This window comes from Synechococcus elongatus PCC 6301 (assembly GCF_000010065.1).
Classification (GTDB): domain Bacteria; phylum Cyanobacteriota; class Cyanobacteriia; order Synechococcales; family Synechococcaceae; genus Synechococcus; species Synechococcus elongatus.
Genome location: NC_006576.1, coordinates 2,487,463 through 2,512,292, shown reverse-complemented (window position 1 = coordinate 2,512,292; position 24,830 = coordinate 2,487,463). Strand labels below are relative to the sequence as shown.

Below are 24,830 nucleotides of genomic sequence, written 5' to 3'. Positions count from 1 at the left end.
CCTGTTCCCCGTCCGTCTGCTGCCGCCCCGAGAGAGAACCGCAATTCATGAGCGCCACGGTGCAAGCGCTGGTTAACCAGCCCTACAAATACGGCTTCGTCACGGATATTGAGACCGAAAAAATTGCGAAAGGTCTCAGTGAAGAGGTCGTGCGTCTGATTTCTGCCAAGAAAGAAGAGCCGGAGTGGATGCTGGAGTTTCGGCTCAAGGCCTATCGTCGTTGGTTGACGATGGAGGAGCCCGATTGGGCGGCGGTGGGCTACCCCGCGATCGATTACCAAAACATCGTCTACTACGCAGCTCCCAAGCAAAAAGCTGAGAAGAAGCAGAGCTTGGACGAAGTTGACCCAACGCTGCTGGAAACCTTTGAGAAGCTGGGGATTCCCCTTAGTGAACAGAAGCGGCTGGCGAATGTGGCCGTCGACGCCGTGTTCGACAGCGTTTCGATCGCAACCACCTTCCGCGAAAAGCTCGCCGAAGAAGGCGTGATCTTCTGCTCAATCTCCGAAGCCGTGCGGGAATATCCCGAGATGGTGAAGCAGTACCTCGGCAGTGTGGTGCCGATCGGCGATAACTACTTCGCGGCGCTCAACTCGGCGGTCTTTAGCGACGGCTCCTTTGTCTTCATTCCCAAGGGCGTGCGCTGCCCGATGGAACTGTCGACCTACTTCCGAATCAACAGTGGCGATACCGGTCAGTTTGAGCGGACGCTGATCGTTGCCGAGGAAGGCAGCCATGTCAGCTACTTGGAAGGCTGCACCGCACCGATGTTCGACACCAACCAACTGCATGCGGCGGTGGTAGAACTGGTGGCCTTGGATGATGCCGAGATCAAATACTCGACCGTCCAGAACTGGTACGCCGGCGATGAGAATGGCAAAGGTGGCATCTACAACTTCGTGACCAAGCGCGGCCTCTGTAAGGGTCGCAACTCCAAGATCTCTTGGACGCAGGTGGAAACCGGTTCGGCGATTACTTGGAAGTACCCAAGCTGCGTGCTGGTGGGTGACAACAGTGTCGGTGAGTTCTACTCAGTAGCGCTGACCAACAACTGCCAGCAAGCTGACACCGGCACCAAGATGGTGCACATCGGCAAAAACACCCGCAGCACGATCGTTAGCAAAGGCATTTCCGCTGGGCGATCGCAGAATAGCTACCGCGGCTTGGTCAAAGTGGGGCCACAGGCGACGGGGGCGCGCAACTACAGCCAGTGCGACTCGATGTTGATTGGCGATCGCGCCGCAGCCAACACCTTCCCCTATATCCAAGTCCAGAATGCTGGCGCTCAAGTTGAGCACGAAGCCTCGACCAGCAAGATTGGTGAAGACCAGCTCTTCTACTTCCAGCAACGCGGCATCTCCCTCGAAGACGCAGTGTCAATGTTGATCAGCGGCTTCTGCAAGGACGTTTTCAACCAGCTACCGATGGAATTTGCCGTCGAAGCCGATCGCTTGCTCAGCCTCAAACTGGAAGGCTCCGTCGGCTAACTACCTTCTTCATTTGACCCATCGCTTTCTGCTTAGGAACGACTCGTGATTATCGAAAACAGTGATGTGATCCTGTCGATTCAGGATCTGACCGCTGAGGTGGAGGACGCGGCCATTCTCAAGGGCGTCAACCTCGAAGTTCGCGCCGGTGAAATCCACGCGATTATGGGCCGCAATGGCTCCGGCAAAAGCACCCTATCCAAAGTGCTGGCAGGGCATCCGGCCTACCGTGTCACCGGTGGCAGTATCACCTACAAAGGGCAGGATTTGCTGGCACTCGAACCGGAAGAGCGATCGCAAGCGGGAGTCTTTTTAGCGTTCCAATATCCGCTGGAAATTCCCGGCGTCAGCAATCTCGATTTCCTGCGCGTGGCGGTCAATGCCCGTCGCAAAGCTGCGGGGCAAGAAGAATTGGACGCCTTTGACTTCCAAGAGTTAGTGGAAGCTCGCTTGGATGTGGTCAAAATGAATCCTGATTTCCTCGGTCGGGGTGTCAACGAAGGCTTTTCAGGCGGCGAGAAAAAGCGCAACGAAATTCTGCAGATGGCACTGCTAGAGCCAAGTCTGGCGATCTTGGATGAAACCGATTCGGGGCTAGATATTGATGCTCTGCGGATCGTCTCCGATGGCGTCAATCAGTTGACCAATGCTGACAACGCCACGATTTTGATCACGCACTATCAGCGCTTGCTCGACTACATCAAACCCGACTTTGTCCATGTGATGGCGGAAGGCCGAATCATCCGCACCGGCGGCCCCGAGTTGGCGCTGGAGCTGGAAGAAACCGGCTACGAATGGGTGGATCAAGCTTTGGCAGGAGCGGCAGTCTAATGACGCTTTCTGTGCTGGAGCAAGTCAACTCCGACGCCGCACCGATTTCTGCCGTTGAGCAGCGACAAACCGTTCTGCAGCAACTGCTGGACTTGGGGCAGTCCGCTGCAGGCGCTGAATCGTTACAGGCCCAAGCCCGCGATCGCCTCACGGATCTGGCGATTCCCTCGACCAAGGTTGAAGACTGGCGCTTTACCGATCTGTCGCTGCTGCCCAAGCGCTCCTTTGTCGCTGCTCCAGCTCAGGCAAAGGCTGAATTTGTCGAACCGCTGTTGCTGGCGGATGTACCGCTACGAGCCGTCTTTGTCGATGGTCAGTTTCGCGCCGATCTCTCCAGCGCGGATTGGCCAGAAGGACTGAGCCTGACGGTGGGCTTTGATGCCGCGATCGCCCAAAACTTACTGGCCGACGACCTGTTTGCCACGCTGAATACGGCAGGCTTTGGGCAAGCAGCCGTGATTCGCGTTGCCGCCGGAGCTGCGATCGCCCAACCGCTGCATCTGCTCTGGATTAGCAGCAGCACCAGCGAGACAGCGTTTAGCCAGCCTCGTGCCTTGATTGAACTGGGCGCGAATAGCGCCCTGACCCTGATCGAAGATTTTGCGCCGCTCGGCAATGACTGCACGGCGGATTACTTCGTAAACGCTGTCACCGAAATCCAACTCGGTGCCAACGCCCAACTGAAACACAGCCGCGTCCAACGAGATGGCGATCGCGCCATTCATATCGGCACAACTGCAGTTCGGCAAGAACGAGACAGTCGCTACCACGGCATTGCCGTCAGCACTGGCGCTCATCTGTCGCGCCACAACTACCTTGCCGCCCAGGATGGCTCTCAGGCCGAGACGATTCTGGACGGTTTGAGTCTGGCGGATGGCGATCGCCTCGTCGATACCCACAGCGGCATGTTCTTCAACCAGCCCCACGGCCGCAGCCAGCAACTACATAAGTGCATTGCCAGCGATCGCGGTCGGGCGGTGTTCAGTGGTCGCGTGGTGGTGCCGCAAATCGCCCAGCAGACCGATGCCGCACAATTGAGCCGAAATCTGTTGCTGTCGTCCCGTGCACGGATTGACGCTAAGCCGCAACTAGAAATCGTCGCTGATGACGTCAAGTGCAGCCACGGTGCAACTGTCAGCCAACTGAGTGAAGACGAGATTTTCTATCTGCAAAGTCGCGGCCTCAACCAAGCCGAAGCGACTCACTTGCTGATTGAAGCCTTCGCTGGCGAAATCCTGCAAAAACTGCCGTCTGCCCAGTTACGCGAAGCCCTGAGCCGCTGCGTCAGCTGCCGCGCCGAACGTCCCGAGCCGTCCCCTGCCTCCTAGAGCTGAACCATGACTGCGATCGCCCTGACCAATCTTGCGACTGAGGTTCGTGCCGACTTTCCGATCCTGCAGCAGCAGGTCAACGGTCAGCCCTTGGTCTATCTCGACAATGCGGCCACTTCGCAAAAACCGAGAGCGGTGATCCAGTCCCTCGTCGATTACTACGAGGGCTACAACAGCAACGTCCATCGCGGCGTCCACACCCTGAGCGGCAAGGCAACGGATGCCTACGAAGGGGCACGGCAAAAGGTGGCGCGGTTCATCAACGCCAAGACGGAACAGGAGATTGTCTACACCCGCAATGCCAGCGAGGCGATCAACCTCGTCGCCTACAGCTTCGGCATGAACTTTCTCCAAGCCGGTGATGAGATCATCCTCTCGGCGATGGAGCACCACAGCAACCTAATCCCTTGGCAGTTTGTGGCAGCGAAAACAGGAGCGGCGCTGAAATTCGTCGGGGTGACTGAGACCGGTCAGTTCGACCTCGAGCAGTTCCGTAGCCTCCTCAGCGATCGCACCAAACTGGTGTCGGTCGTCCATGTTTCTAATACGCTAGGTTGCTGCAATCCGGTCACGGAAATTTGTCAGCTCGCCCATGCCAAGGGTGCGCGGGTGTTGATTGATGCCTGCCAAAGTCTTCCCCACCAGGCGATCGATGTTCAGGCGATCGATTGCGATTGGCTGGTTGGCTCTGGCCACAAAATGTGTGCACCGACGGGCATTGGTTTCCTCTACGGCAAGCTCGACCTGTTGCGTCAAATGCCGCCCTTCCTCGGCGGTGGTGAAATGATCGCCGATGTCTTCCTTGATCACGCAACTTACGCCGATCTTCCTCACAAATTCGAAGCAGGAACACCGGCAATTGGAGAAGCGATCGCATTGGGCGCGGCGATTGATTATCTAACCGCGATCGGCATGGATCGCATTCACGCCTACGAACAGCAGCTAACCCAACACCTCTTCCAACGGCTGGCAGAAATTCCTGAGCTGACCGTCTACGGACCTACGCCGGAGCAAGATCGCGATCGCGCTGCCCTCGCCGCCTTTACCGCCGGTGCAGTCCATCCCCACGATCTCTCGACCATCCTCGACCAGTCAGGCATTGCGATTCGAGCCGGGCATCACTGCACTCAGCCACTGCACCGTGAATTACAAGTCCAATCAACGGCGCGGGCTAGTTGTTATTTCTACAATACGACTGACGAGATCGATCGTCTGATCGAGTCTCTCAAGGAAGCCGTTGAGTTCTTTGGAGCGATTTTCAGCTAGCGCTTACAATCGCTTCTTATGCTGTTGTTCAAGGACTCCTAGCATTGACCGCTACACTGCTCAAAATTGGTGAAATTGCCAAACAAGTCGGTGTCGCCGTTGGCACGATTCGCTATTACGAAACTCTGCAACTGATTCAACCCAGCACGCGGGGTGAAAATGGCTATCGCTATTACAAGCCCCAAACCATTCAGCAGCTGCAATTTATTCGTCAGGCACAGACTTTAGGATTTTCGCTGGAGGAAATTCGGCAGATTTTAACGGTCTATGCCGAAGGCACGCCTCCCTGCAGCCTCGTGCAGACATTGCTCAATCAAAAGATCGCCACCCTAGAAGAGAAGCTCCAGCAGATTCAGACCTTTAAGGCGCAGCTCGAATCCTATCGCGATCGCTGGCAGCAGACGCCCACCCCTCAAACGGTAACGAAGTCAGAAATCTGTCCGTTAATTGCAACCATTCCCCAAACTTGAGCGCAATAGAGCGAGAGGAGTTGAGCGATCGCGATTCGAGTCAGATAACGTCCTGAAACTCACCCAGCAATTTCACTTCGGGATGCAAGTTCACACCAAAGTGATCGCCGACAGTTCCCTGAACATGGCGAATTAAACTCAAGATATCTTGAGCCCGCGCCGCACCACAATTCAGAATGAAATTGGCATGTAATTCTGAGACCTGCGCATCGCCAATTTGATAGCCTTTCAATCCACAAGCTTCAATTAGTTGTCCCGCTTTCTGAGGCTCAGGATTGCGAAAGACACTGCCACAATTGGGCAAATGGTAGGGCTGAGTGCGCTTGCGCTGGCGGAAGTTCGTGCTGGTAGTCGTCAGCACCTGCGATCGCTCAAAGCCTGGCTGCAACTGCAATTGGGCCGAAACCACACAGGCATGACCTGTTTGCAACACTGAATGGCGATAGTCGTACTGCAATTGCTCGCGTGACCAAGTTTCAAGGCCTTGATCCGTGATCACCTGGACGGATTGGAGGATATCGGCCATACAACCACCCTGCGCCCCGGCATTCATAACGACAGCCCCGCCCAAAGTGCCGGGAATCCCTACCGCCCATTCCAAACCCGACCAGCCTTGACGAGCAGCGGCCCAAGCGAGACGGGGAATCGGCTCTCCCGCAGCAACCTCAACGCAGCCGGTCGCCAGATCAAAGGTCGCGCCCTGTAGTCGCCGCAGATTCAGCACGAGTCCCGGCAACCCGCGATCGCTGATCAACAGATTGGAACCAGCCCCCAAAAAGGTGACTGGGAAGTCCGCCAATCTTGCCCACTGCCAAGCTGTCGCGATCGCCTCAACCGAAGCAGGCTCGTCATAGAACTGAGCCAGGCCCCCCACTCGGAAAGAGGTGAACCCAGCCAAGGGGACCGCTTGCTGCAGGGTCTCTAGCAGCGAAACCGCGCCAGTCACGATCGCGCCCTCAGGCTGCCGAGCGATCGCAAGCGTAATGGTCCAGCAATCTCGGGATCACTTGATTGAGGTTGCCTGCACCCAGAAAGAGGGCCAAATCACCAGGTTGCAGCAGTTGATGCAGCCGTTGCTCCACAGCTTCCAGATCCGGTGCATAGTGCACATTGGCCTGGTACTGAGCGATCGCATCGGCGAGAGTTTGACCGCTCAACTGCCCCGGATTGCGCTCACCCGCTGCATAGATATCACTGATTAGCACGAGGTCAGCTGGGCCAAAACTCTGGGCAAACTCGGCCAAAAATGCTTGGGTGCGGCTATAGCGATGGGGTTGAAAAATAGCCACCAAGCGCTTGGGCACTTCGGGCAGCCGACTACAGCCCGAATCGATCTGCAACCGCGCTGCCGCTAGGGTTGCTGCCAGTTCACTGGGGTGGTGGGCATAGTCATCAACAAACTGGATGCCTTGGGCCGATCCCCGGAACTCAAAGCGACGCCGTGCCCCTTCAAAACCTGCTAGCCCTTCGCGAATGCTGGCAAAGTCCATTCCGAGATGGCGGCAAGCCGCGATCGCAGCCAGAGCATTACTGAGGTTATGCGCTTCCAGCAGCGGCAGGTGAATCCGTCCCAATAGTTCACCTCGCTCCCAAATCCGTGCTTGGGTGCCACTCCCCCGAAAGCTGACTTGATCGACGGTGTAGTCTGCACCCCGGGCAGGGTCGAGGCTGTAGCTAATCGTGCCGGGCAGGCGATCGCGAACGGTAGGGCAGTCCCAATTGGCAATCAGTTGGGAACAATTGTCCGAAAAAGTCTTAAAAGTACTGATCACCGCTTCCAGATCGCAGTAGTGATCCGGGTGATCGAGCTCAATGTTCGTAATGATCCCGATCGCGGCTTGCAGCTTGACCAGAGAACCATCCGATTCGTCAGCTTCAGCGACTAGATGACGGCCTTGGCCCAAGCGAGCATTACCCCCCAAAGCGTTGACTTCGCCGCCAATGACGACGGTCGGATCCAGTCCGGCTTGGTAGAGCAGATAGGCAATCAAACCGCTGGTGGTTGTTTTGCCGTGGGTACCGGCAACCGCAATGCTCTCGTAAACCCGCAGTAGTGCTGCCAATAAATCAGAGCGGTGGAAGACCGGACAGCCCAGATCGATTGCTGCCTGATACTCCTCGTTATGGGCGTGGATGGCCGTTGAACAAATCACCTGGGGCGACTGGCCTGCCGAAACCGCTTCCTGAAAAAACTCTAGGTTGGTGGCTGCCTGGCGATCGAAGATCTGAGCGCCCAACTGGGCGAGGCGATCGGTGATGTGACTGCGGCGAATATCAGAGCCAGAAACTGGCAGTTGTCGTTCGGTCACCACTTGAGCAAGAGCCGACATGCCAATGCCCCCGATTCCGATGAAGTGAAAGGGGCGCCCCTGTAGGTCTACCGCGATCGTCATCCGTCAACCCTCACGTCCACACCAAGGGACTCAAATCCGGCGATATCATAGCAAGCTCTGACAAACAAGCCGTGATCTGAACCCACGTTTTTACTGTTTTCCCCAAGCTAATCGGGGAGGACAGATCTGATCGTGGTTCCACCCTCATGCCACCACAGGCGGCGGCTTAGCTTAGCATTCTTCCCCACGATCGAGCAGAAAGAGCGAGTCTCAATGCAGTATGATCATGAAGCTTAATAGGTATTTACACCTGAACGCACGTACGAGGGTATAGGGCAGTGACGATTCGAGTTGCGATCAATGGCTTTGGCCGTATTGGCCGGAATTTTCTCCGTTGCTGGTTTGGACGGCAGAACACCGATCTAGAGGTTGTGGCCATTAACAACACCTCGGATGCACGGACGGCTGCTCACCTGCTGGAGTACGACTCTGTTCTCGGCCGGTTCAACGCCGACATCAGCTACGACGAAAATTCGATCACCGTCAACGGCAAGACGATGAAAATCGTCTGCGATCGCAACCCCCTCAACCTGCCTTGGAAAGAGTGGGATATCGATCTCGTCATTGAATCTACAGGTGTGTTCGTCACCGCTGAAGGCGCATCCAAGCACATCCAAGCCGGGGCCAAGAAAGTTCCGATCACGGCTCCTGGTAAAGGCGAAGGTGTCGGCACCTACGTCATCGGTGTCAACGATTCGGAATACCGCCACGAAGACTTCGCAGTCATCAGCAATGCAAGCTGCACCACCAACTGCTTAGCACCGGTCGCCAAAGTTCTGCATGACAACTTTGGCATCATCAAAGGCACGATGACCACCACCCACAGCTACACGCTGGACCAGCGCATCTTGGACGCCAGCCACCGTGATCTACGTCGGGCTCGGGCTGCAGCCGTTAACATCGTTCCCACCACGACCGGCGCTGCTAAAGCCGTTGCTTTGGTGATCCCCGAGCTGAAAGGCAAACTAAACGGGATTGCGCTGCGCGTTCCTACGCCAAACGTGTCTGTCGTTGACTTGGTGGTTCAAGTCGAGAAACCGACGATCACTGAGCAGGTCAATGAAGTCCTGCAAAAAGCTTCTCAAACGACGATGAAGGGCATCATCAAGTACTCGGATCTGCCCTTGGTCTCTTCCGACTTCCGGGGTACTGACGAGTCTTCGATCGTTGACTCCAGCCTGACCTTGGTAATGGATGGCGATCTCGTCAAAGTAATTGCTTGGTACGACAACGAGTGGGGCTACAGCCAACGAGTTGTCGACTTGGCTGAACTGGCCGCTCGCAAATGGGCCGCTTAGGACTTTGTTCAAACCCTCTTAATTTCTAGTCAAGATAGCCTCCCATAACGGGAGGCTTTTTTGTGGCCAAGAGAGAACACCCCAGGAGCCAAGATTCGATCAATCCATCAGGCCCCGATTAGGGTGAAATGACGGATTTTCAATCCCTAGGTTCAGGAATCCAAATGCTATTAGGGCTGAATTTCAGTTGGCTGAAAGCAGAGCCAATCAGCTCGCCACCTATAATTCAGAGAAGTGACGATTAGGAGCGATCGCCGCATGGCTTTGCTGGAGACCCGCACCGAGCCAATGGTGCTCAACATGGGCCCGCATCACCCGTCAATGCACGGGGTTTTACGCTTGATTGTCACGCTGGATGGCGAAAACGTCATCGACTGTGAGCCAGTCATTGGCTATCTCCATCGCGGCATGGAGAAAATTGCTGAGAACCGCTCCAATGTGATGTTCGTGCCCTACGTCAGCCGCTGGGACTATGCGGCGGGCATGTTCAACGAAGCCATCACGGTCAATGCCCCCGAAAAGCTCGCCAATATTCCCGTTCCTAAGCGGGCGAGCTACATCCGGGTGATCATGCTGGAGCTAAACCGGATTGCCAACCACTTGCTCTGGTTAGGCCCCTTCTTGGCGGACGTCGGCGCTCAAACGCCGTTCTTCTATATCTTCCGCGAGCGGGAACTAATCTACGATCTCTGGGAAGCTGCCACAGGTCAGCGCTTAATCAACAACAACTACTTCCGCATTGGTGGGGTTGCTGCTGACCTACCCTACGGTTGGCTCGAAAAGTGCATCGATTTCTGCGATTACTTCCAAGCCAAGGTGGATGAGTACGAACGGCTGATTACCGATAACCCAATCTTCCGTCGGCGGGTTGAAGGTATTGGCGTGATTAGCCGGGAAGAAGCGCTGAACTGGAGTCTGTCCGGCCCAATGCTGCGCGGCTCCGGCGTCAAGTGGGATCTACGCCGTGTCGATCATTACGAGTGCTACGACGACTTTGATTGGGACGTGATCACCGCGGAGGAGGGTGATTGCTTTGCCCGCTACCGGGTGCGCGTTCAAGAGATGCGCGAGTCGCTGAAGATCATCCGTCAGGCTTGCGCTGGAATTCCCGGCGGCCCCTACGAGAATCTCGAAGCGCGGCGAATGGCCGAGGGCAAGAAGTCGGAATGGTACGGCCCTGACTACCAGTACGTCAGCAAAAAAGTCGCGCCGACCTTCAAGATTCCAGCAGGCGAGCACTATGTGCGTCTGGAAAGTGGCAAAGGGGAACTGGGCGTCTTTATCCAAGGGGCGGATGACATCTGCCCGTGGCGCTTCAAAATCCGCGCCCCTGACTTCAACAATCTGCAGATCTTGCCGCAGTTGCTGCAAGGCGTGAAAGTCGCTGACATTATGGCGATTCTCGGCAGTATCGACGTGATTATGGGTTCCGTCGATCGCTAACAACGGCTTGGCTGCGATTCTTCGCTGTCTGACAAGGGTAGCGACAGAGCGGGTTAGGACAAGGGGCTTAAGCCTCTTGTTTCTTCCCTTGAGCCTGTCGCGACTAAAACAATGGCTGCTATCACTAACTGGCAGAGGCTAGAGCCGTGGCAGACTATCAGTTTCAACGCGTGATTCGCTTTGGAGATACGGATGCTGCAGGCGTGGTCTACTTTGCCCAACTGCTGTCGATTTGCCACGAAGCCTACGAAGCCGCGATCGCAGCACTAGGGATTGAGCTTCGTAGCTTCTTTAGCGATCGCGGATCGGTCATCCTCCCAATTGTGCACGCCGAAATCGACTACCAACGTCCGACCTACTGTGGCGATCGCCTAGAGATTGAGTTACAGGCTACCGCTTTGGGTCGCGATCGCTTTCGGGTTGATTATCGTCTCAGCCACAACCATCAGCCAGTGGCCACAGCCCAAACCATTCACCTTTGCCTAGAAAGCCAAACAAGACAGCGATCGCCCTTGCCCGAACGACTTCAGGACTGGTTGCAGATCACTGCCGATTAAAGAACGTCGATTAGCTAGAGCCAGTGCACAGGATAGCGGCGATGATGGCGATCGGGTGCCCAGCGACTATAGAGCGCCGTAATCACGCACAGGAGAATCGATCCGCTCAAAACAGGCAGCAGGATGTAAGCCCACTTCGCTTTGACAATCACTCCGAGGAGAGCAACTGCACCCGCCGGAGGATGGACACAGCGCAACAATTGGGTGAGAGCGATCGTGACACCGACAGCAAAGCCCATGCTCCAAGGGTTAGCACCCAAGAGCAACACACACAGAACAGCAATTAGAGCACCGAGCCCATTGCCCAAAATGACATTGCGCGGCTGCGCCAAAGGACTATTGGGTAAGCCGAACAGCAACACCGAGGTCGCACCCATGGGAGCTGCTACCAAAGGGTAGCCACTCGCTTGGGTCAACCAGCCCAAAAGACCAATACCGACGAGGGCTCCGAGCCAAGATGCCAGCACTTGTTGCCGAGAGTAGCGGGGCTGAATCAGGTCTGATTGCGATCGTTGTTGCTCCCAATGCCAATGCAGCCGTCTGAGCGATCGCGGTGCCATTTTGTATTATTTGCTACTTTTTGCAAGCTTGAGCCCATTAAACCATCCCAGTTTGCGGTTGTGACAAAACCTGAACATGCAAGTTGCTAATCATCGCCATCACTCCCCCAAAACAAAGCCCGAGGGGAGTGAACCTCGGGCAGTCAGAGTCTTGATTCCAGCAGGCTCAGCCGGCGACAGTCGTTGAGCCACGCCCTCACCACAACCTAGCTAGCTGCGTATTCCGCCAGAAGACGACTGCGGCGACGTAGGTGATCCATGGCTTGGCGCTCTAGTTTCCGCACGCGTTCGCGGCTGATATTCAGGCGTTCGCCGACTTTGGCCAACGACAGACTGTCACCTTCATCCAAGCCGTAGCGCAGGGCAATCACGGCCTGTTGCTGGGGGGTCAGTTCTGCCATTAAATTGCGTAGATCGCGGCGTAGCGATTCTTGTTCCACGTAATCTGAGGGCGAAGACTGCTCGTCTTCCAGCAGTTCCTGCAATTCAGTGTCTTGGCTGTCACCTACTTTGACATCGAGCGATACTGGCTGGCGGTTCATTTGGATGTATTCCCGCACCTGCTCCAGTGGCAGCTCCAGCACTTCTGCCAGCTCTGAAGCTGTGGCACTGCGGCCCAATTGCTGCGAGAGTTCGCGCTGGGTTTTTTTGAGCTTGTTCAGCTTTTCAGTGATGTGAATAGGCAGACGAATCGTGCGGGATTGTTGGGCGATCGCACGGGTAATAGCTTGGCGAATCCACCAGTAGGCGTAGGTAGAGAACTTGTAGCCTTTGGAGGGATCGAATTTTTCGAAACCACGCTCCAGCCCCAGTGTGCCTTCTTGGATGAGATCCAAGAATTCCATGTGACGCTTCTGGTATTTCTTGGCGATCGAAACAACGAGGCGCAGGTTGGCCTCAATCATTTTGCGTTTCGCCCGCTGACCTTGCTCAATTTGGCGATCGAGATCTTCGAGATTCAGGTCAACAGCAGCAGCCCATTCTTCTTTGCTAGGCTCATGCCCCAAGCGATCGCGCAGCTCGGTTTGAGCATCCAAGAGCATCATCAGGCGCTGAACCTGTCGGCCAAAGCACAACTCTTCTTCAGCGGTCAGCAGCCGCACCCGGCCAATTTCTTGCAGGTAAGCACGGACTAAATCAGGACTGTATTGAGCGGAGGAGGTAGACATGGTGGTGAAGAGGGAAGGGAGAGCAATATGGCCAAATCATAATCGTTATGAGTTTGACTGACTAGGTAGGGAAAACCGGAATGAGCTTCTTGGCTGTAGTGGCGCAAGCTGACATGACTAGGCACCCTTAAAAGCTTCACTGCCTAGCAGGACGTTGTAAGTATCCTTAAAGTTCCCTAAAGTCTGGGCGATCGCGCAGGGGATCGTCTTAAGGATCAGCTGCTTTGGGAGAGTCGAACGACAGACTCACCCCCCAACCAAGCATCCATTTCCTTGAGAATTTGGAGAATGCGATCGCGATGAGGGCTTTGATCGAGGGCTGCGGAGAGTGCAACTGGATCAAACTGTCCTGCCCTTTGCCCCGGAAACCAGTGGCCACCATTACCAAGCAAGTTGTAGCGAGCTTTGGCGTATTTGACCATGTCGAAAGCTTGCACAAGATTGTAAAGCCAGACAATCGTCGGGATATTAATTTCCCCCGGGGTGGTGTCAGGGGTGGGCAAGCCAACCATCCAGGTGTCCAGCCAGTCTTGCCCCAGTGCAGCAGTGGCAGCTGCTTCGAGGCGCTCCAAGATTGGCGGCAATACCTGATCCGCTTGGTCAAGCAAGGGCAAGGTTTCCAAGTGGCGATCAAAATCACTGGGCCGCGCCGCACCAATGCTGAGGGTATGGATTTGGGGCTGGCTGAGGCAAAAGAGGTCATTGAAGACCATGGGGTGCAGTGGCTCGCAGAGATCGACCAGTTTTTGCGGCGGTGAGTAGAGGTGTCCGCCCTTATCAGAGGGGCTGATGATGAACACACCCATGTCGTGTTTTTGGGCAGCTTCTAGCGCGGCTTGATTGGTCTGGAAGATGTAGTACCAGTGCAGATTGATATAACTAAGGCGATCGCTAGCGATTGCCTCTAGGATCACTGGCAGCGGTGCATGGGTCGAAAAGCCGATGTGGCGAACCCGTCCTTCTGCTTGCAGTCGTTCCGCCACATCTAAAGAGCCGCCCTTGCGCAGCGCCCAATCCAGCAGTTCTGCGTTATTGACGCCGTGAATGCTCAGCAGGTCGACGTAATCAGTCTGCAGCAAGCTCATGCTGCGATCGAAGGTCTCTAGAAATTCCGCCGGATCTTCGCTGGGGGGGACCTTCGTTTGCAGAATAATCTCCGATCGCGGATAGGCGGCTAGGGCTTTACCGAGCTGCCGTTCTGAGCTGCCGTAATAGCGGGCTGTCTCAATATGATTGATGCCCAACTCTAGCGATCGCGCCAGAGTCGCTTCTAGGTTGGCTTGACTCTCAACCGAGATCTCCGGCCAGTCCACATCTTTCCAAGACTGCTGGTAGCGCATGCCCCCACAGGAAAACACGGGCATGGCAAGCTCGGTTCGGCCAAAGCGTCGGTAGCGCATCGGAGTGGATCGGGCGGCTCTGTGATCCTAACGAACGCGATCGGGCTGCCAGCGACCCACCTTGGCAAACAGGGGCCAAGTGATGCGGCGATAGCGCTGGGGATCGCCCCAAACCCGTTGCAGTTCTGGCGCGATCGCCCAGACCGGATCGAAGCCGCGCTGCCGTTGAAATTGCTGCACCCCAGACCAAGTCCGCAGATAGGCCAACAAATCGAACAGGGTCCAATCGCACTGCATCGAAAAGGTCGGCGTCGGCAGCGGCTCAAAGGGGAAGGAGAGCCCCTCGTAGGCTTGCTCCACCCATTGCCGTTCTGGGGGCCAATAGGGATCCAGCCAGTCGCGATAAAAGTGATTGAAGACGTGATCGATCGCCGGATTGAGGCTGCCTAGACCGTAGCCCCAGAGGGCAATCACCCCGCCCGGGCGTAGCAGCCGTTGCGCCTCGATGTAAAACTGCGGCAGATCAAACCAATGAGCCGCTTGAGCAACGGTGATTAAATCCAGACTGGCAGGTGCTAAAGGGGTCGCTTCCGCCGGAAAGACTAGATACTGAACGCGCGGATGCGATCGGGCCTGTCGAACTTGAGCAGCACTGGCATCGCTGCCAATCACTTCGCTGAAGTATTCCGCAAGGGCGATCGCCGCTTGACCATTGCCCGTGGCGCAATCCCAAACCCGCTGGCGATCGGGTACTATGCGCGCCAAGTAGCGGAACCAACGCTGCGGATAGCGAGGCCGAGCCTTGGCATAGCTGGCTGCGACCGCTGAGAAATGATCAGAGAAAGACACGTTTAAGTTCGTCGCCGTTGTTTCGAGCGCTCTTGGGGAAAGCCCAGCGGCATGATGACTTGATTGCGACGTTCAGCTTCTAGTTGACGGAGTTCGCTGGGATTGACCCAGTGGATGCAATCCACGGGACAGGTATCAATCGCCTCTTGAACGAGCTCTTCAGGGTCACCATTCTGCCGAACCACTCGCGATCGCCCGTAGTCCGGCTCGATGTAGAAGGTATTGGTGGCAACGTGGGAACAGTAGCGGCAGCCGATGCAGGTCACTTCGTCTACCCAGACTAATTTCTGACGCAGCTCACCCCCAAGCTCTGGCTCTAGGCCGCTGCGGGCTTGACCATGACGGAGACTGCCTCCGAGTTCTGGTTCTAGCCCGCTACGGTCCGGCGTCGTCATTAGCCATTCCAGCGCTGGACGACCAAGCGAATCGAACCATCCGCCTGCTTCACTTCTTCCGCTACTTGGAAGCCTTGATCGGCCGTGGTCGACAGTACTGTGCGATAGGCGTAGCGCTGGGTAACTCGGCTGAGGAAACGCTCCACCGTCAGAGGTTGCTGCCAATATTGCAGGTCAGCCACCAGTTCATACTCTTGGCCATTCCAGCGGAAGCCAATGTCGTAGCCATTGTTTTGCTCGATCGCCACCGTGGCCGTTTCTGTTTGTCCTTGGTAGCCCCGCACAGGCACAGGCCCTGCTTTCCAGTCGATGCCGAGGTCTGTCAATGCCGACTGAAGAAAGTTGAGGTTACGAATCTGTGTTTTGATGCGGCTGAAGTGAGACATAAAAACCTCTATCCGACAAACGAACTGGGCAGGCGATCGCGATCAATGGACCGTGGATTGCTCAACTGATGCAACCACTACAGCATTGGCAAAGTAATCAGCTGAAGGTTGGTGTGTAACAACCTGCCCTAGCTGAGCTTCGATTTCTGCGGTGATTTCTGTACAGTGCTTACCCTGAATCCCCGTCACTTGCTCTTCAACCCGACCATCGGGATGAATGACAAATTCCAGCGTTTCTAGGGTCATAGCAGCAATCCAAGCGATCGGGATGCGGAGAACGACTCAGACAATGATCAGGACAAACCGAGTAGGCTGTCGCAAGATGCTCTTACCGTAGCTCAAATATTCGATGAGGTTAAGGCTCGGTAATTAGGTTTTTGACCCAGCAGCCAATGACGGCAGCCAATGGTGCGATCGCCCTGCATCCATCCACCTCGCTAAGCCCTATCAGACTGCGATCGCTTCTCAAAGCGAACCCTCCCTACTTACCAGAGCAAGCCATCCTGCTGCAGCGTTTCAATCATTTGCAAAGCGCGAGCATCACCTACCTGCAACAGCGAGGCTTTGGCATCTTCGCGCACGCTCAGATCCTCGTCTTCGACCAACGCTTCAATCAACGCGTCAATGACAGTCGCATAGACAATGTTGGCCGGTAGGGGTCGGCAGAGTTGACCGAGTGCCCAAGCGCAGTTGCTGCGAACATCCGCTTCCGCATCGCGGCGCAGGGCTTCAATCAGACTAGGAACAGCACCGATGACAGTCTCGTAGTCGACAACGGCAGTATTGCCCAAGGAACTCGCTGCCCAGAGGCGAACTGGGGCGATGTCACGGCGCAGGGCTTCAATCAGGGGTTGAATCGAGCGGCGATCGCTATAGTTGCCCAGTGCCCAAGCGATGGCCTTCCGCACATTGTCGTTCTGATCGTGGCGCAGACACTCAATCAAAACGTCAACAGCTTGGTGGCTGACGTTGCGCCCCAAAGCATAGGCGGCGGCGGTTCGGATATTGGAGCAGCTATCATCCAGCGCTTTGATCAGGGCAGGAATTGCCTTGGGCTCAGTCAATGCCGCAAAAGCCCGAACGGCTGCCAAACGATTGAGGGCGTTGGCATCCTGAAGCTGCGCCAGCATCACTTCAGGATCTGGCGGGGTGGTGTCTTCCGCTTGGAGGAGCTGATCGAGGGGGTCGGCTAAGGCCGTTTCCATGTCCTCAATCAAGTAGAGATCATCACTACGCATAAAAAATACTTTAGCTAAAGAGGGCTTCCGGAGCGATCCATCCCGCGCTCCTTGTGCTAACAATCAGCCCTCACCGCTTTTAGCCCCCCGGCGGCAGGCTGGCGCTTTTGAGCATTTGGCTACAGGGGCTTACTGAGATTCAGGCTCTCGACACTAAAACCAGCGCGTTGGTAAAGGGCGATCGCTCCGGGATTGTCAGCATAGACCTGAAGACTGAGGCCGCGATCGCCTTGTGCCCGCGCCCACTCTTCGGCCTGCATCAAAAGAGCAGTCGCCAGTCCTCGGCGGCGATGACTTGGCTCGACGTAGACCAGAAAAACATGGGTTTGGCGATCGCCCCGTCGCTGTTCCTGCGATCGCCCGGCCCAAAGCCCCCCCACGATTTGGCGATCGCGAGCCGTCACCACCCACCAGATCGGGGTTTCGCGGCTGAGAAAGCGATCGAGGGTTGAGCTGAGGTGGCCTAGGGGCGAGGCAGATCCCAGACTCTCCCGCACGCTAGCCTGCAAATAGTCCAACAGCTGAGTGCGATCGCAAGGATGCCCCAGCTGCCAGTCATAGCCAGCGGGCAACGCTACCGCCACAACAGCACGGCAGCCGGTTCGATCGGGGCAGGCGCAGACATGTCATCGGGCAGGAAGGCACGGGCACTAACAGCCACCAGCGCCACAAAGAAAGTCAGCACAATCAGCAAGGGTAGAACGTACTGACGCAGGATGTTGATCATGAGGGCAACTTGGAAAGCGGCGTAGGAAGACGATGACGACTGAGCTGCCGTAACCAAACACCACCAATCACGGCAGTCAGCGACGCAAGCCAGCCCCTCAGGGGTTGAAAGAGCAGGAAGCCCCCAACACTGAACATACTGCCGAATAACAGGCACGAAGCGGCCAGAATCCGCAGTCCATCAATGCGCAGATCCTGCAGCGAATCCAGCCCCGAGGCCTGTTGTTGCCGTCGCCAGCCTGGGCCACCCGGACGAATCCGAACATAAAACTGCTGCAACACGGCTTCTGATTCGGGCGGGGTCAATAGCATCACCGTCACCCAAATCGCCGCAGAAATCAGGGTCGTTACTAGGAGCCGCAGACCAAAGTCAGGAATTTGCAGCCAGGGCAGAACGGAGGTGGAGAGCCCGACGATAAAGCCGGCCAGCATCGCCGCCAATTCCGCCGCTGCATTGATCCGCCACCAGTACCAGCGCAAAATCAGCACGACACCAGGGCCAGTCCCGATCGCAATCACCAAGCGGAAGACCGTGCCGACATCGTTGCTAAAGAAGGCAGTCACTGCTCCCAACACCGTCACAGCGACCGACGCCAGCCGCCCGACGGTCACCAGTTCTGCTGCTGTCGCCTGGGGTCGCCAAAAGCGGCGGTAAAGGTCATTGGTCAGATAAGAGGCGCCCCAGTTGATCGATGTCGAAACAGTGCTCATGAACGCCGCCAGCAGGGAAGCGACAACCAGTCCCAACAGACCCGGCGGCAGAAAGTCCAGCATCAACTTGGGATAACCCAACTCGCGATCGCTGAGGTTGGGGTAGATCACCAAGGCGGCGAGCCCAACAATCACCCAGGGCCAAGTCCGCACCACATAGTTAATGATGTTGAACAGCCAAACCGCCTTGACCGCATCGCCTTCTGTGCGCGAGGCCGCTAGTCGCTGAATAAATTCCCCACCGCCATCACTGCGACGGAAGGTCCACCACTGCAGCCCCAGATAGGCCAAGAAGGTCGTGGTGGTCAGACCTGCACTTTCGGTCCAGTCAAAACTACCGCCACTCCAGCGGAAGGGCAGGAAATCGAGCGATCGCTCCAGACCACTGCTCTGCAGCCGTTCCACCAAGGCGGACATACCGCCCAAGCTGCTGACAGCACTCGCCGCCACCACCAACGCCCCCAACAGCGCCAGTAGCAACTGCACAAAATCAGTGACGACAACACCCCAAAGACCCGACACGCCAGCGTAGGCCAGCACCAGCGCACAGATGGCGATCACACTCCAAAGGCGGCCATTTTCACCGACATCGAGGCCCAAACTGTCCCAAATGCCCAAGGCCTCAATCGTCTTGGTCATCGCCAGAATCGCGTAGCCAATGCCTATGCAGTTGATCGGCACGGCGAACAGAAAAGCTTTGATGCCGCGCAACCAAGCAGCTGTCTGACCGCCGTAGCGCAGTTCCGTCAGCTCCGCATCGGTCATAATCTCCGATCGCCGCCATAGACGGGCAAAGACGTAGATCAGGCTGACGTGTGCCAGACCAAAGCACCACCATTCCCAGTTACCGGCGATGCCCCGCGTTCCGACCAGACCGGCGACATAAAGTGGCGTATCCACCGAGAAGGTGGTGGCGGCCATACTGGCTCCCGACAGCCACCAAGGCAGCGATCGCCCCGACAGGAAAAAGTCTTCAATTCCCCGCGAGGCTCGGCGGGCAAAGTAGAGGCCGATGACCAAGCTGAGTATTAAATAGAGGCCGATGACCAACCAATCCAGAAGCTGCATCGTGGTAAAGGGCTGACTGCGGCCCCATCTTCGCACCCCTGTTCCGTTGATTGAAAGCGCCTCAGACAGATGTGAGGAGCGATCACCTTTAGGAAGTCTTTAGGAATCCCCACAGTTTTGTAGTCGATCGATATGGCACTGTAAATCGGTTTGATTTCTGTTGAGCGATCGCGCTGAGCTGGACCATTCGACTTGGAGTCATCTCCAAAAATGTTGCTTAGCCAACAGGAAGCCAAGACAAAATTGTGATGTAGTTATTTGAAGCTTTTAGGAAAATTTCCAATTTCTCCAAAGCTTTTGCCCTGCTAGGTTTTTCTGGAAACTAAAGAAAGTTAGCAGCTTTCTCTTGATCCCCGACTAGTTTTCGCCGATATGATGCCTGTAATAGCCGATTCTGAATCAAAAATCGGAATACAAAAACTGTTAATGCAGCCTGTTCTCTCTTGCGGACTAAGGATCGATTTAGCCATGCCAACGATTCAACAAATTCGCTGCCCCAATTGCGGTCGCCCCGCAGAACGGGAGCATTTTGCCAGCCGTCAAGTGCTGCAAACCCAATGCCCCTGCTGCGACTATTTATTAGTGACCTGCAGCCTCACCGGCCGCGTGATTGAAGCCTACGCGCCTGGCATCGGATCTCGCCCGCCTCAGTGGGGTTGACCCAAGCCAGCCCTAGGTTGGTTGACAATTCAGATCCCCTGAGAGCGATCGCTTCAACCCAGCGATCGCTCTTGTTTTTGGCTGGCAGCGTCCAGATCCTTGTCGCAGTCTCCAAGGATCTCAAGGAGAAATTCAACCTGGACTGGCGATCGCTACAGGGGGAGTGACCGATCGCAGCAGCACAGCCGATTCTGACCTCGGGATTGAATGTAGAAGCAACAGCGGCCTCGCTCGCCACTATTTGCCCTAGGCAGGGAGCGTCGCGGTGGAACGGTTGGCTCGCAGCTGACCACAGGCGGCATCGGCGCCAAGACCTTTAGACCAGCGCACTGTGACCGCTACCCGCTGTTGACGCAGGGCGTCGGCAAAGGCATCCACCCGCGCTTTGCTGGGGCGTTGATATTCAACCTCATCAATGGGGTTGCAAGGGATGAGGTTGACGTGACTCTGGAACCCCCGGAGGAGCTGGGCTAGTTGTTCTGCCTGCTCGGGCTGATCGTTTAGCCCCGCCAGCAGAATGTACTCGAAGGTGACTCGCCGCCCCGTGATCTGAACATAGTCGCGGCATTCCTGCAGCAAGTCGGTGATTGGGTAGTGGCGTGAGCTGGGAATCAGGCGATCGCGGATCGCTTGGTTGGGGGCGTGGAGACTGACCGCCAAGGTGAATTGCAGGGGGCGATCGCCCACCCGTTTGGTTTCTGCTAAGCGGCGAATGTGGCCGGGGATGCCGACAGTCGAGACGGTGATTCCGCGCTGGCCAATACCGATGTCTTGGTTGAGGCAGCGAATCGCCGCCAGCACAGCATCGAGGTTGAGCAAAGGCTCGCCCATCCCCATAAAGACAATATTGCTGACCCGTTGTTGCCAGTCTTCCTGAACAGTCAACACCTGATCGATGATTTCGTGGGGCGCTAGATGCCGCCGGAAGCCGCCTTTGCCCGTGGCACAAAAATCGCAGGCCATGGCACAACCCAGCTGCGATGAGACACAGACCGTCAGGCGATCGCCCGAGGGAATGCCGACCGCTTCAATAATTTCGCCATCGTGGAGCCGCAGTAGGTATTTAATGGAGCCGCTAGGGGAAACACTGCGATCGACAATTTGCGATCGCCCCACCGGCACCGCTTGCAAACTCTGCCGCCAAGCCTTGGGGAAGACGCTAATCTCCGCCAAATTGTGAATGCTCCGCTCGTAGAGCCATTGGTACAGTTGCTTGGCCCGATAGCTTGGCTGCCCCTGTGCCACGACCCAGTCCTGTAGTTCTGGGAGCGATCGCCCCAGCAAAGGGGTAGCATCAGTCACCGTTTGCGGTTCTAGACCAGACCGAGCCAATGCAGGAAGCCCTCGTGCGTCGTGAGTTCAAAAGCAATCAGGGTGACGAAGGCCAGCATCGCCAAACGCCCGTTCAGCTTTTCGGCAGTCTCATTGAAGCCAAAGCGGGGGCGATCGCGGTGGGGGGTCACAGTAGGTTCGAGCATGGCCATAGCAGCAGAATGCCTGTCTTTATCATGTTTCATTCTGTCAACAAACGGGGATGACCCCCGCGATCCCTGGAATCTGCCACAATAAGCCCGTTCAGTCGGGACCGCAGCATGGACATCGGAGTGCCGCGTGAGCTCAAGGATCAAGAATTTCGGGTGGGACTGAGCCCTGCTAGTGTGCGGGCTTTAGCCCTACAGGGGCACCAGATCTGGATCGAGCAAGGGGCGGGTGTCGGTTCCGGGTTTCAGGACGAGGATTATTTACTGGCTGGGGCCAAGGTGGTCGCCACAGCTACCGAGGCCTGGCAACACCCCCTAGTTGTCAAGGTTAAGGAGCCCCTGCCAGCAGAGTACGACTATCTGCGGCCTGATCTGCTGCTCTTCACCTACCTGCACCTCGCCGCCGATCGCCCACTAACAGAGCGCCTCCTAGCCAGCGGAACCACTGCGATCGCCTACGAAACCGTGACCGCCCGCAATGGCAGCTTGCCCCTACTGATGCCGATGAGCCGGATTGCCGGACGGCTGTCGGTACAATTTGGCGCTCGTTTCCTAGAGCGGCAGCAAGGCGGACGGGGGGTTTTGCTCGGCGGGGTTCCCGGCGTTAGCCCTGGCACTGTCATGATTCTGGGCGGCGGGATTGTTGGGACTGAAGCAGCCAAGATGGCGATCGGATTGGGGGCCAAAGTTCAAATAGTCGACATTAATGTTGAGCGGCTAGCAGAACTAGAGGCCCTGTTTGGCTCCCGCGTCGAATTGCTCTATAGCAGTCCTGCGGAAATTGAAGCCCGTGTACCGCAGGCCGATTTACTGATCGGAGCCGTCCTGGTACCCGGTCGACGCGCCCCGATTTTGGTGAACCGTGACCTGATTGCCCAGATGCGCCCCGGGTCAGTGGTGGTTGATGTCGCCGTCGATCAAGGGGGCTGTGTGGAAACCCTACGTCCCACTAGTCATAGCCAACCGATCTACCTCGAAGCGGGAGTCGTCCACTACGGCGTACCCAATATGCCAGGGGCGGTGCCTTGGACGGCCACCCAAGCGCTGAACAACAGCACCCTGCCCTATGTTCAAGCGATCGCGGCCCAGGGCCTTGCCAGTTGTGATCGCGATCCAGGCCTGGCTGAGGGACTGAACGTCGCCCAGGGCGTCCTGACTCACCCTGCGATCGCGGCCGCTCTTCCTGACTTACCCTGCCGCTGAGCAGTGAGCTGTTCTGGAGGACAGCCCAAACAAGTGGCAGTCACCACTGCAGGGTTGATCAGAGGTCTGCTAGCGTAAGTCCTCAAACCTTGCCTTGAATCACCCATCTGGTACTAGGGCGATCGCCCCTACCCTTTCAGGGGTCTGGGATATCTCCAGCTTGTCCTGGCTTCAACCCGCGTGATCGGGAACAAGTGCAAATGTTGCGGTTCTCGGTACATTAGGCAAGGATTCCTTGGGCAAAGAAAATTCCCTGACCTTGGATCCGCTGACCCTCTATCCTGCTCTTTTGTTCAGACACCCTACATGGCTGCTTTTCTCTACCGTCTCTCTTTTCTGAGCGCTCTGGCGATCGCAGCTCATGGTGTGACCCCCCCTACCGCGATCGCAGAGCTGGCTGAGGCAACCACAGCGGAGCCAACCCCTACAGTCGCTCAGGCCACCACACCACCTGCGACGACACCGACGACCACTCCAGCACCGGGTCCGGTCAAGGAAGTTGTTCCTGACGCAAATCTACTCAAAGAGCTGCAGGCGAATCCCAATCCTTTCCAGCTACCCAATCAACCCAATCAAGTCAAAACCGAGGCGCTTCAGCCCCTGACCTTGGAACAGGCCCTCAACCTAGCTCGCCTCAATAACCCTCAGATTCAAGTTCGGCAGCTACAGGTTCAACAACGACAGGCCGCTCTACGGGGCACCGAAGCAGCGCTCTACCCAACCTTGGGGCTTCAAGGCACTGCCGGCTATCAACAAAATGGAACCAGACTAAACGTGACTGAGGGCACTCCCACTCAGCCCACAGGCAGCAGTCTCTTCACGACCTTGGGCGAAAGCTCGATTAGAGCCACCCTCAACCTCAATTACACGATTTTTGATTTTGTTCGGGGGGCCCAGCTCGCTGCCAGCCGCGACCAAGTCACCCAAGCAGAGCTGGATCTCGAAGCGGCCCTTGAGGATTTACAGCTCACGGTTTCCGAGGCCTATTACCGCCTGCAGAATGCGGACCAGCTCGTTCGGATTGCCCGCGAGTCAGTCGTTGCCTCTGAACGTAGCTTGAAGGATGCCGAAGCCCTGTTCCGCGCTGGAGTCGGGACTCAATTCGATGTGTTGCGCCAACAGGTTCAGCTTGCCCAAGACCAACAAAACTTGGTTGACAGCATCGGCAACCAGGACAAAGCCCGCCGCGCCCTAGTCCAGGCTCTCAACCTGCCGCAAAACGTCAATGTTTTGACGGCGGACCCCGTGGAGCTGGCCGCACCCTGGAATCTCAGCCTCGATGAGAGTATCGTGCTCGCCTTCCAAAATCGTCCGGAACTAGAGCGAGAAGTGCTGCAGCGCAACATTAGCTACAACCAAGCCCAGGCAGCGCGGGGCCAAGTGTTACCGCAGTTGGGCCTGCAGGCATCCTATGGCGTCAATGGGGCGATTAACAGCAACCTTCGCAGTGGTAGCCAAGCGCTCACCTTCCCGTCACCGACCCTCACCAATACCAGCAGCTACAACTATTCGATTGGTTTGGTGCTAAACGTGCCGCTATTTGATGGCGGTCTGGCCAATGCCAACGCCCAGCAACAGGAACTGAACGGCCAAATTGCCGAGCAGAACTTTGTTCTGACTCGTAACCAAATTCGGACGGACGTGGAGACGGCTTTCTACGATCTCCAGACCAACTTGGCCAATATTGGCACGACCCGTAAGGCGGTTGAGCAGGCTCGGGAAGCGCTACGGTTGGCACGGCTCCGCTTCCAAGCCGGTGTTGGTACTCAGACGGAAGTGATTGATTCGCAGCGAGATCTAACAAGAGCTGAAGCTAACGCCCTCAACGCGATCACGGCCTACAACTTGGCGCTGGCACGGATCAAACGGGCCGTCAGCAACGTCAACAATCTGGCACGTGCGGGGGGCTGATGCCTGCCTCAGCCTTAGGCTGGGTTGATAGTGCATTGTTGAAGGAATGTCTCATTT

Annotated in this window: 27 protein-coding genes; 12 read left to right on the top strand and 15 right to left on the bottom strand. The window is 56.4% G+C overall.

Annotation, left to right across the window (positions count from 1 at the left end):
- Window positions 1–47: 47 nt before the first annotated feature.
- The 5 genes from sufB to SYC_RS12410 are packed head-to-tail and all read left to right on the top strand — an operon-like array spanning window position 48 to window position 5,385.
- Window positions 48–1,487 (top strand): Fe-S cluster assembly protein SufB, encoded by a 1,440-nt coding sequence (gene sufB, locus SYC_RS12430; protein WP_011244666.1) that lies wholly within the window; start codon window positions 48–50, stop codon window positions 1,485–1,487.
- Between the two features lie 45 nt (window positions 1,488–1,532).
- Window positions 1,533–2,318, top strand: a complete 786-nt coding sequence (gene sufC, locus SYC_RS12425; RefSeq protein WP_011244665.1) for a Fe-S cluster assembly ATPase SufC — start codon at window positions 1,533–1,535, stop codon at window positions 2,316–2,318.
- Window positions 2,318–3,646 carry a Fe-S cluster assembly protein SufD gene (sufD, locus tag SYC_RS12420; RefSeq protein WP_011244664.1) on the top strand — a complete coding sequence of 443 codons (1,329 nt, stop codon included), beginning with the start codon at window positions 2,318–2,320 and terminating at the stop codon, window positions 3,644–3,646. The genes sufC and sufD overlap by 1 nt, the downstream gene beginning before the upstream one ends.
- Window positions 3,647–3,655: 9 nt before the next feature.
- Entirely contained in the window at window positions 3,656–4,915 is a 1,260-nt protein-coding gene (locus SYC_RS12415; RefSeq protein WP_011244663.1) for a SufS family cysteine desulfurase, read from the top strand.
- 44 nt (window positions 4,916–4,959) lie between these two features.
- Window positions 4,960–5,385 (top strand): heavy metal-responsive transcriptional regulator, encoded by a 426-nt coding sequence (locus SYC_RS12410; RefSeq protein WP_011378165.1) that lies wholly within the window; start codon window positions 4,960–4,962, stop codon window positions 5,383–5,385.
- Window positions 5,386–5,425: 40 nt separating this feature from the next.
- On the opposite strand, the gene murB is transcribed toward SYC_RS12410, so the two are convergent.
- Window positions 5,426–6,331, bottom strand: a complete 906-nt coding sequence (gene murB, locus SYC_RS12405) for a UDP-N-acetylmuramate dehydrogenase (RefSeq protein WP_011244661.1) — start codon at window positions 6,329–6,331, stop codon at window positions 5,426–5,428.
- A 10-nt stretch (window positions 6,332–6,341) separates the two neighbouring features.
- Window positions 6,342–7,778, bottom strand: a complete 1,437-nt coding sequence (gene murC, locus SYC_RS12400) for a UDP-N-acetylmuramate--L-alanine ligase (protein WP_011244660.1) — start codon at window positions 7,776–7,778, stop codon at window positions 6,342–6,344.
- A gap of 278 nt (window positions 7,779–8,056) precedes the next feature.
- Between murC and SYC_RS12395 the strand changes: the two genes are divergently transcribed.
- From SYC_RS12395 to SYC_RS12385, 3 genes are all read left to right on the top strand, one after another.
- On the top strand, window positions 8,057–9,076 hold the full coding sequence (locus tag SYC_RS12395; RefSeq protein WP_011244659.1) for a type I glyceraldehyde-3-phosphate dehydrogenase: 1,020 nt from the start codon (window positions 8,057–8,059) through the stop codon (window positions 9,074–9,076).
- Window positions 9,077–9,334: 258 nt separating this feature from the next.
- Window positions 9,335–10,519 (top strand): NAD(P)H-quinone oxidoreductase subunit H, encoded by a 1,185-nt coding sequence (locus tag SYC_RS12390; RefSeq protein ID WP_011244658.1) that lies wholly within the window; start codon window positions 9,335–9,337, stop codon window positions 10,517–10,519.
- A 146-nt stretch (window positions 10,520–10,665) separates the two neighbouring features.
- Entirely contained in the window at window positions 10,666–11,076 is a 411-nt protein-coding gene (locus tag SYC_RS12385; protein WP_011244657.1) for an acyl-CoA thioesterase, read from the top strand.
- A 14-nt stretch (window positions 11,077–11,090) separates the two neighbouring features.
- On the opposite strand, the gene SYC_RS12380 is transcribed toward SYC_RS12385, so the two are convergent.
- The 11 genes from SYC_RS12380 to SYC_RS12335 form a co-directional block, all read right to left on the bottom strand.
- The gene (locus SYC_RS12380) at window positions 11,091–11,636 is read right to left on the bottom strand and encodes an HPP family protein (protein WP_011378167.1); all 546 of its coding nucleotides are present in this window, start codon (window positions 11,634–11,636) and stop codon (window positions 11,091–11,093) included.
- Window positions 11,637–11,842: 206 nt separating this feature from the next.
- Entirely contained in the window at window positions 11,843–12,805 is a 963-nt protein-coding gene (gene sigA2 / locus SYC_RS12375; RefSeq protein WP_011244655.1) for a circadian expression RNA polymerase sigma factor SigA2, read from the bottom strand.
- 215 nt (window positions 12,806–13,020) lie between these two features.
- On the bottom strand, window positions 13,021–14,205 hold the full coding sequence (locus SYC_RS12370; protein ID WP_011244654.1) for an aldo/keto reductase: 1,185 nt from the start codon (window positions 14,203–14,205) through the stop codon (window positions 13,021–13,023).
- Between the two features lie 27 nt (window positions 14,206–14,232).
- Window positions 14,233–14,994 carry a class I SAM-dependent methyltransferase gene (locus tag SYC_RS12365; protein ID WP_011244653.1) on the bottom strand — a complete coding sequence of 254 codons (762 nt, stop codon included), beginning with the start codon at window positions 14,992–14,994 and terminating at the stop codon, window positions 14,233–14,235.
- Between the two features lie 2 nt (window positions 14,995–14,996).
- On the bottom strand, window positions 14,997–15,389 hold the full coding sequence (locus SYC_RS12360; RefSeq protein ID WP_011244652.1) for a ferredoxin: 393 nt from the start codon (window positions 15,387–15,389) through the stop codon (window positions 14,997–14,999).
- The gene (locus SYC_RS12355) at window positions 15,389–15,775 is read right to left on the bottom strand and encodes a DUF1257 domain-containing protein (protein WP_011244651.1); all 387 of its coding nucleotides are present in this window, start codon (window positions 15,773–15,775) and stop codon (window positions 15,389–15,391) included. The genes SYC_RS12360 and SYC_RS12355 overlap by 1 nt, the downstream gene beginning before the upstream one ends.
- A gap of 42 nt (window positions 15,776–15,817) precedes the next feature.
- Window positions 15,818–16,021: a DUF2997 domain-containing protein gene (locus tag SYC_RS12350; RefSeq protein ID WP_011244650.1), complete on the bottom strand. Its 204-nt coding sequence runs from the start codon at window positions 16,019–16,021 to the stop codon at window positions 15,818–15,820.
- Between the two features lie 239 nt (window positions 16,022–16,260).
- Window positions 16,261–17,013 (bottom strand): HEAT repeat domain-containing protein, encoded by a 753-nt coding sequence (locus tag SYC_RS12345; protein ID WP_011244649.1) that lies wholly within the window; start codon window positions 17,011–17,013, stop codon window positions 16,261–16,263.
- Between the two features lie 119 nt (window positions 17,014–17,132).
- Window positions 17,133–17,597, bottom strand: a complete 465-nt coding sequence (locus SYC_RS12340) for a GNAT family N-acetyltransferase (protein WP_011244648.1) — start codon at window positions 17,595–17,597, stop codon at window positions 17,133–17,135.
- The gene (locus tag SYC_RS14025; RefSeq protein ID WP_011244647.1) at window positions 17,588–17,740 is read right to left on the bottom strand and encodes a hypothetical protein; all 153 of its coding nucleotides are present in this window, start codon (window positions 17,738–17,740) and stop codon (window positions 17,588–17,590) included. Before SYC_RS14025 ends, SYC_RS12340 begins: the two co-directional genes overlap by 10 nt.
- Entirely contained in the window at window positions 17,737–19,518 is a 1,782-nt protein-coding gene (locus SYC_RS12335; protein WP_041677052.1) for a sodium:solute symporter family protein, read from the bottom strand. The genes SYC_RS14025 and SYC_RS12335 overlap by 4 nt, the downstream gene beginning before the upstream one ends.
- A gap of 468 nt (window positions 19,519–19,986) precedes the next feature.
- Between SYC_RS12335 and SYC_RS12330 the strand changes: the two genes are divergently transcribed.
- Both SYC_RS12330 and SYC_RS13915 read left to right on the top strand, forming a co-directional pair.
- Complete coding sequence (locus tag SYC_RS12330) at window positions 19,987–20,178, top strand: hypothetical protein (protein WP_011244645.1); 192 nt, start codon at window positions 19,987–19,989, stop codon at window positions 20,176–20,178.
- Between the two features lie 17 nt (window positions 20,179–20,195).
- Window positions 20,196–20,345 carry a hypothetical protein gene (locus tag SYC_RS13915; protein ID WP_155813930.1) on the top strand — a complete coding sequence of 50 codons (150 nt, stop codon included), beginning with the start codon at window positions 20,196–20,198 and terminating at the stop codon, window positions 20,343–20,345.
- A 79-nt stretch (window positions 20,346–20,424) separates the two neighbouring features.
- Here SYC_RS13915 and rlmN read toward each other — a convergent pair whose 3' ends face one another.
- Window positions 20,425–21,480 (bottom strand): 23S rRNA (adenine(2503)-C(2))-methyltransferase RlmN, encoded by a 1,056-nt coding sequence (gene rlmN, locus SYC_RS12325; protein ID WP_011244644.1) that lies wholly within the window; start codon window positions 21,478–21,480, stop codon window positions 20,425–20,427.
- A gap of 11 nt (window positions 21,481–21,491) precedes the next feature.
- Window positions 21,492–21,656 carry a chlorophyll a/b-binding protein gene (locus SYC_RS13910; protein ID WP_265575013.1) on the bottom strand — a complete coding sequence of 55 codons (165 nt, stop codon included), beginning with the start codon at window positions 21,654–21,656 and terminating at the stop codon, window positions 21,492–21,494.
- A 114-nt stretch (window positions 21,657–21,770) separates the two neighbouring features.
- Between SYC_RS13910 and ald the strand changes: the two genes are divergently transcribed.
- Together ald and SYC_RS12310 are read left to right on the top strand one after the other, a co-directional pair.
- Window positions 21,771–22,862 (top strand): alanine dehydrogenase, encoded by a 1,092-nt coding sequence (gene ald, locus SYC_RS12315; protein WP_011244642.1) that lies wholly within the window; start codon window positions 21,771–21,773, stop codon window positions 22,860–22,862.
- Between the two features lie 306 nt (window positions 22,863–23,168).
- Window positions 23,169–24,773 carry a TolC family protein gene (locus SYC_RS12310; RefSeq protein ID WP_234701780.1) on the top strand — a complete coding sequence of 535 codons (1,605 nt, stop codon included), beginning with the start codon at window positions 23,169–23,171 and terminating at the stop codon, window positions 24,771–24,773.
- Window positions 24,774–24,830 lie beyond the last annotated feature (57 nt).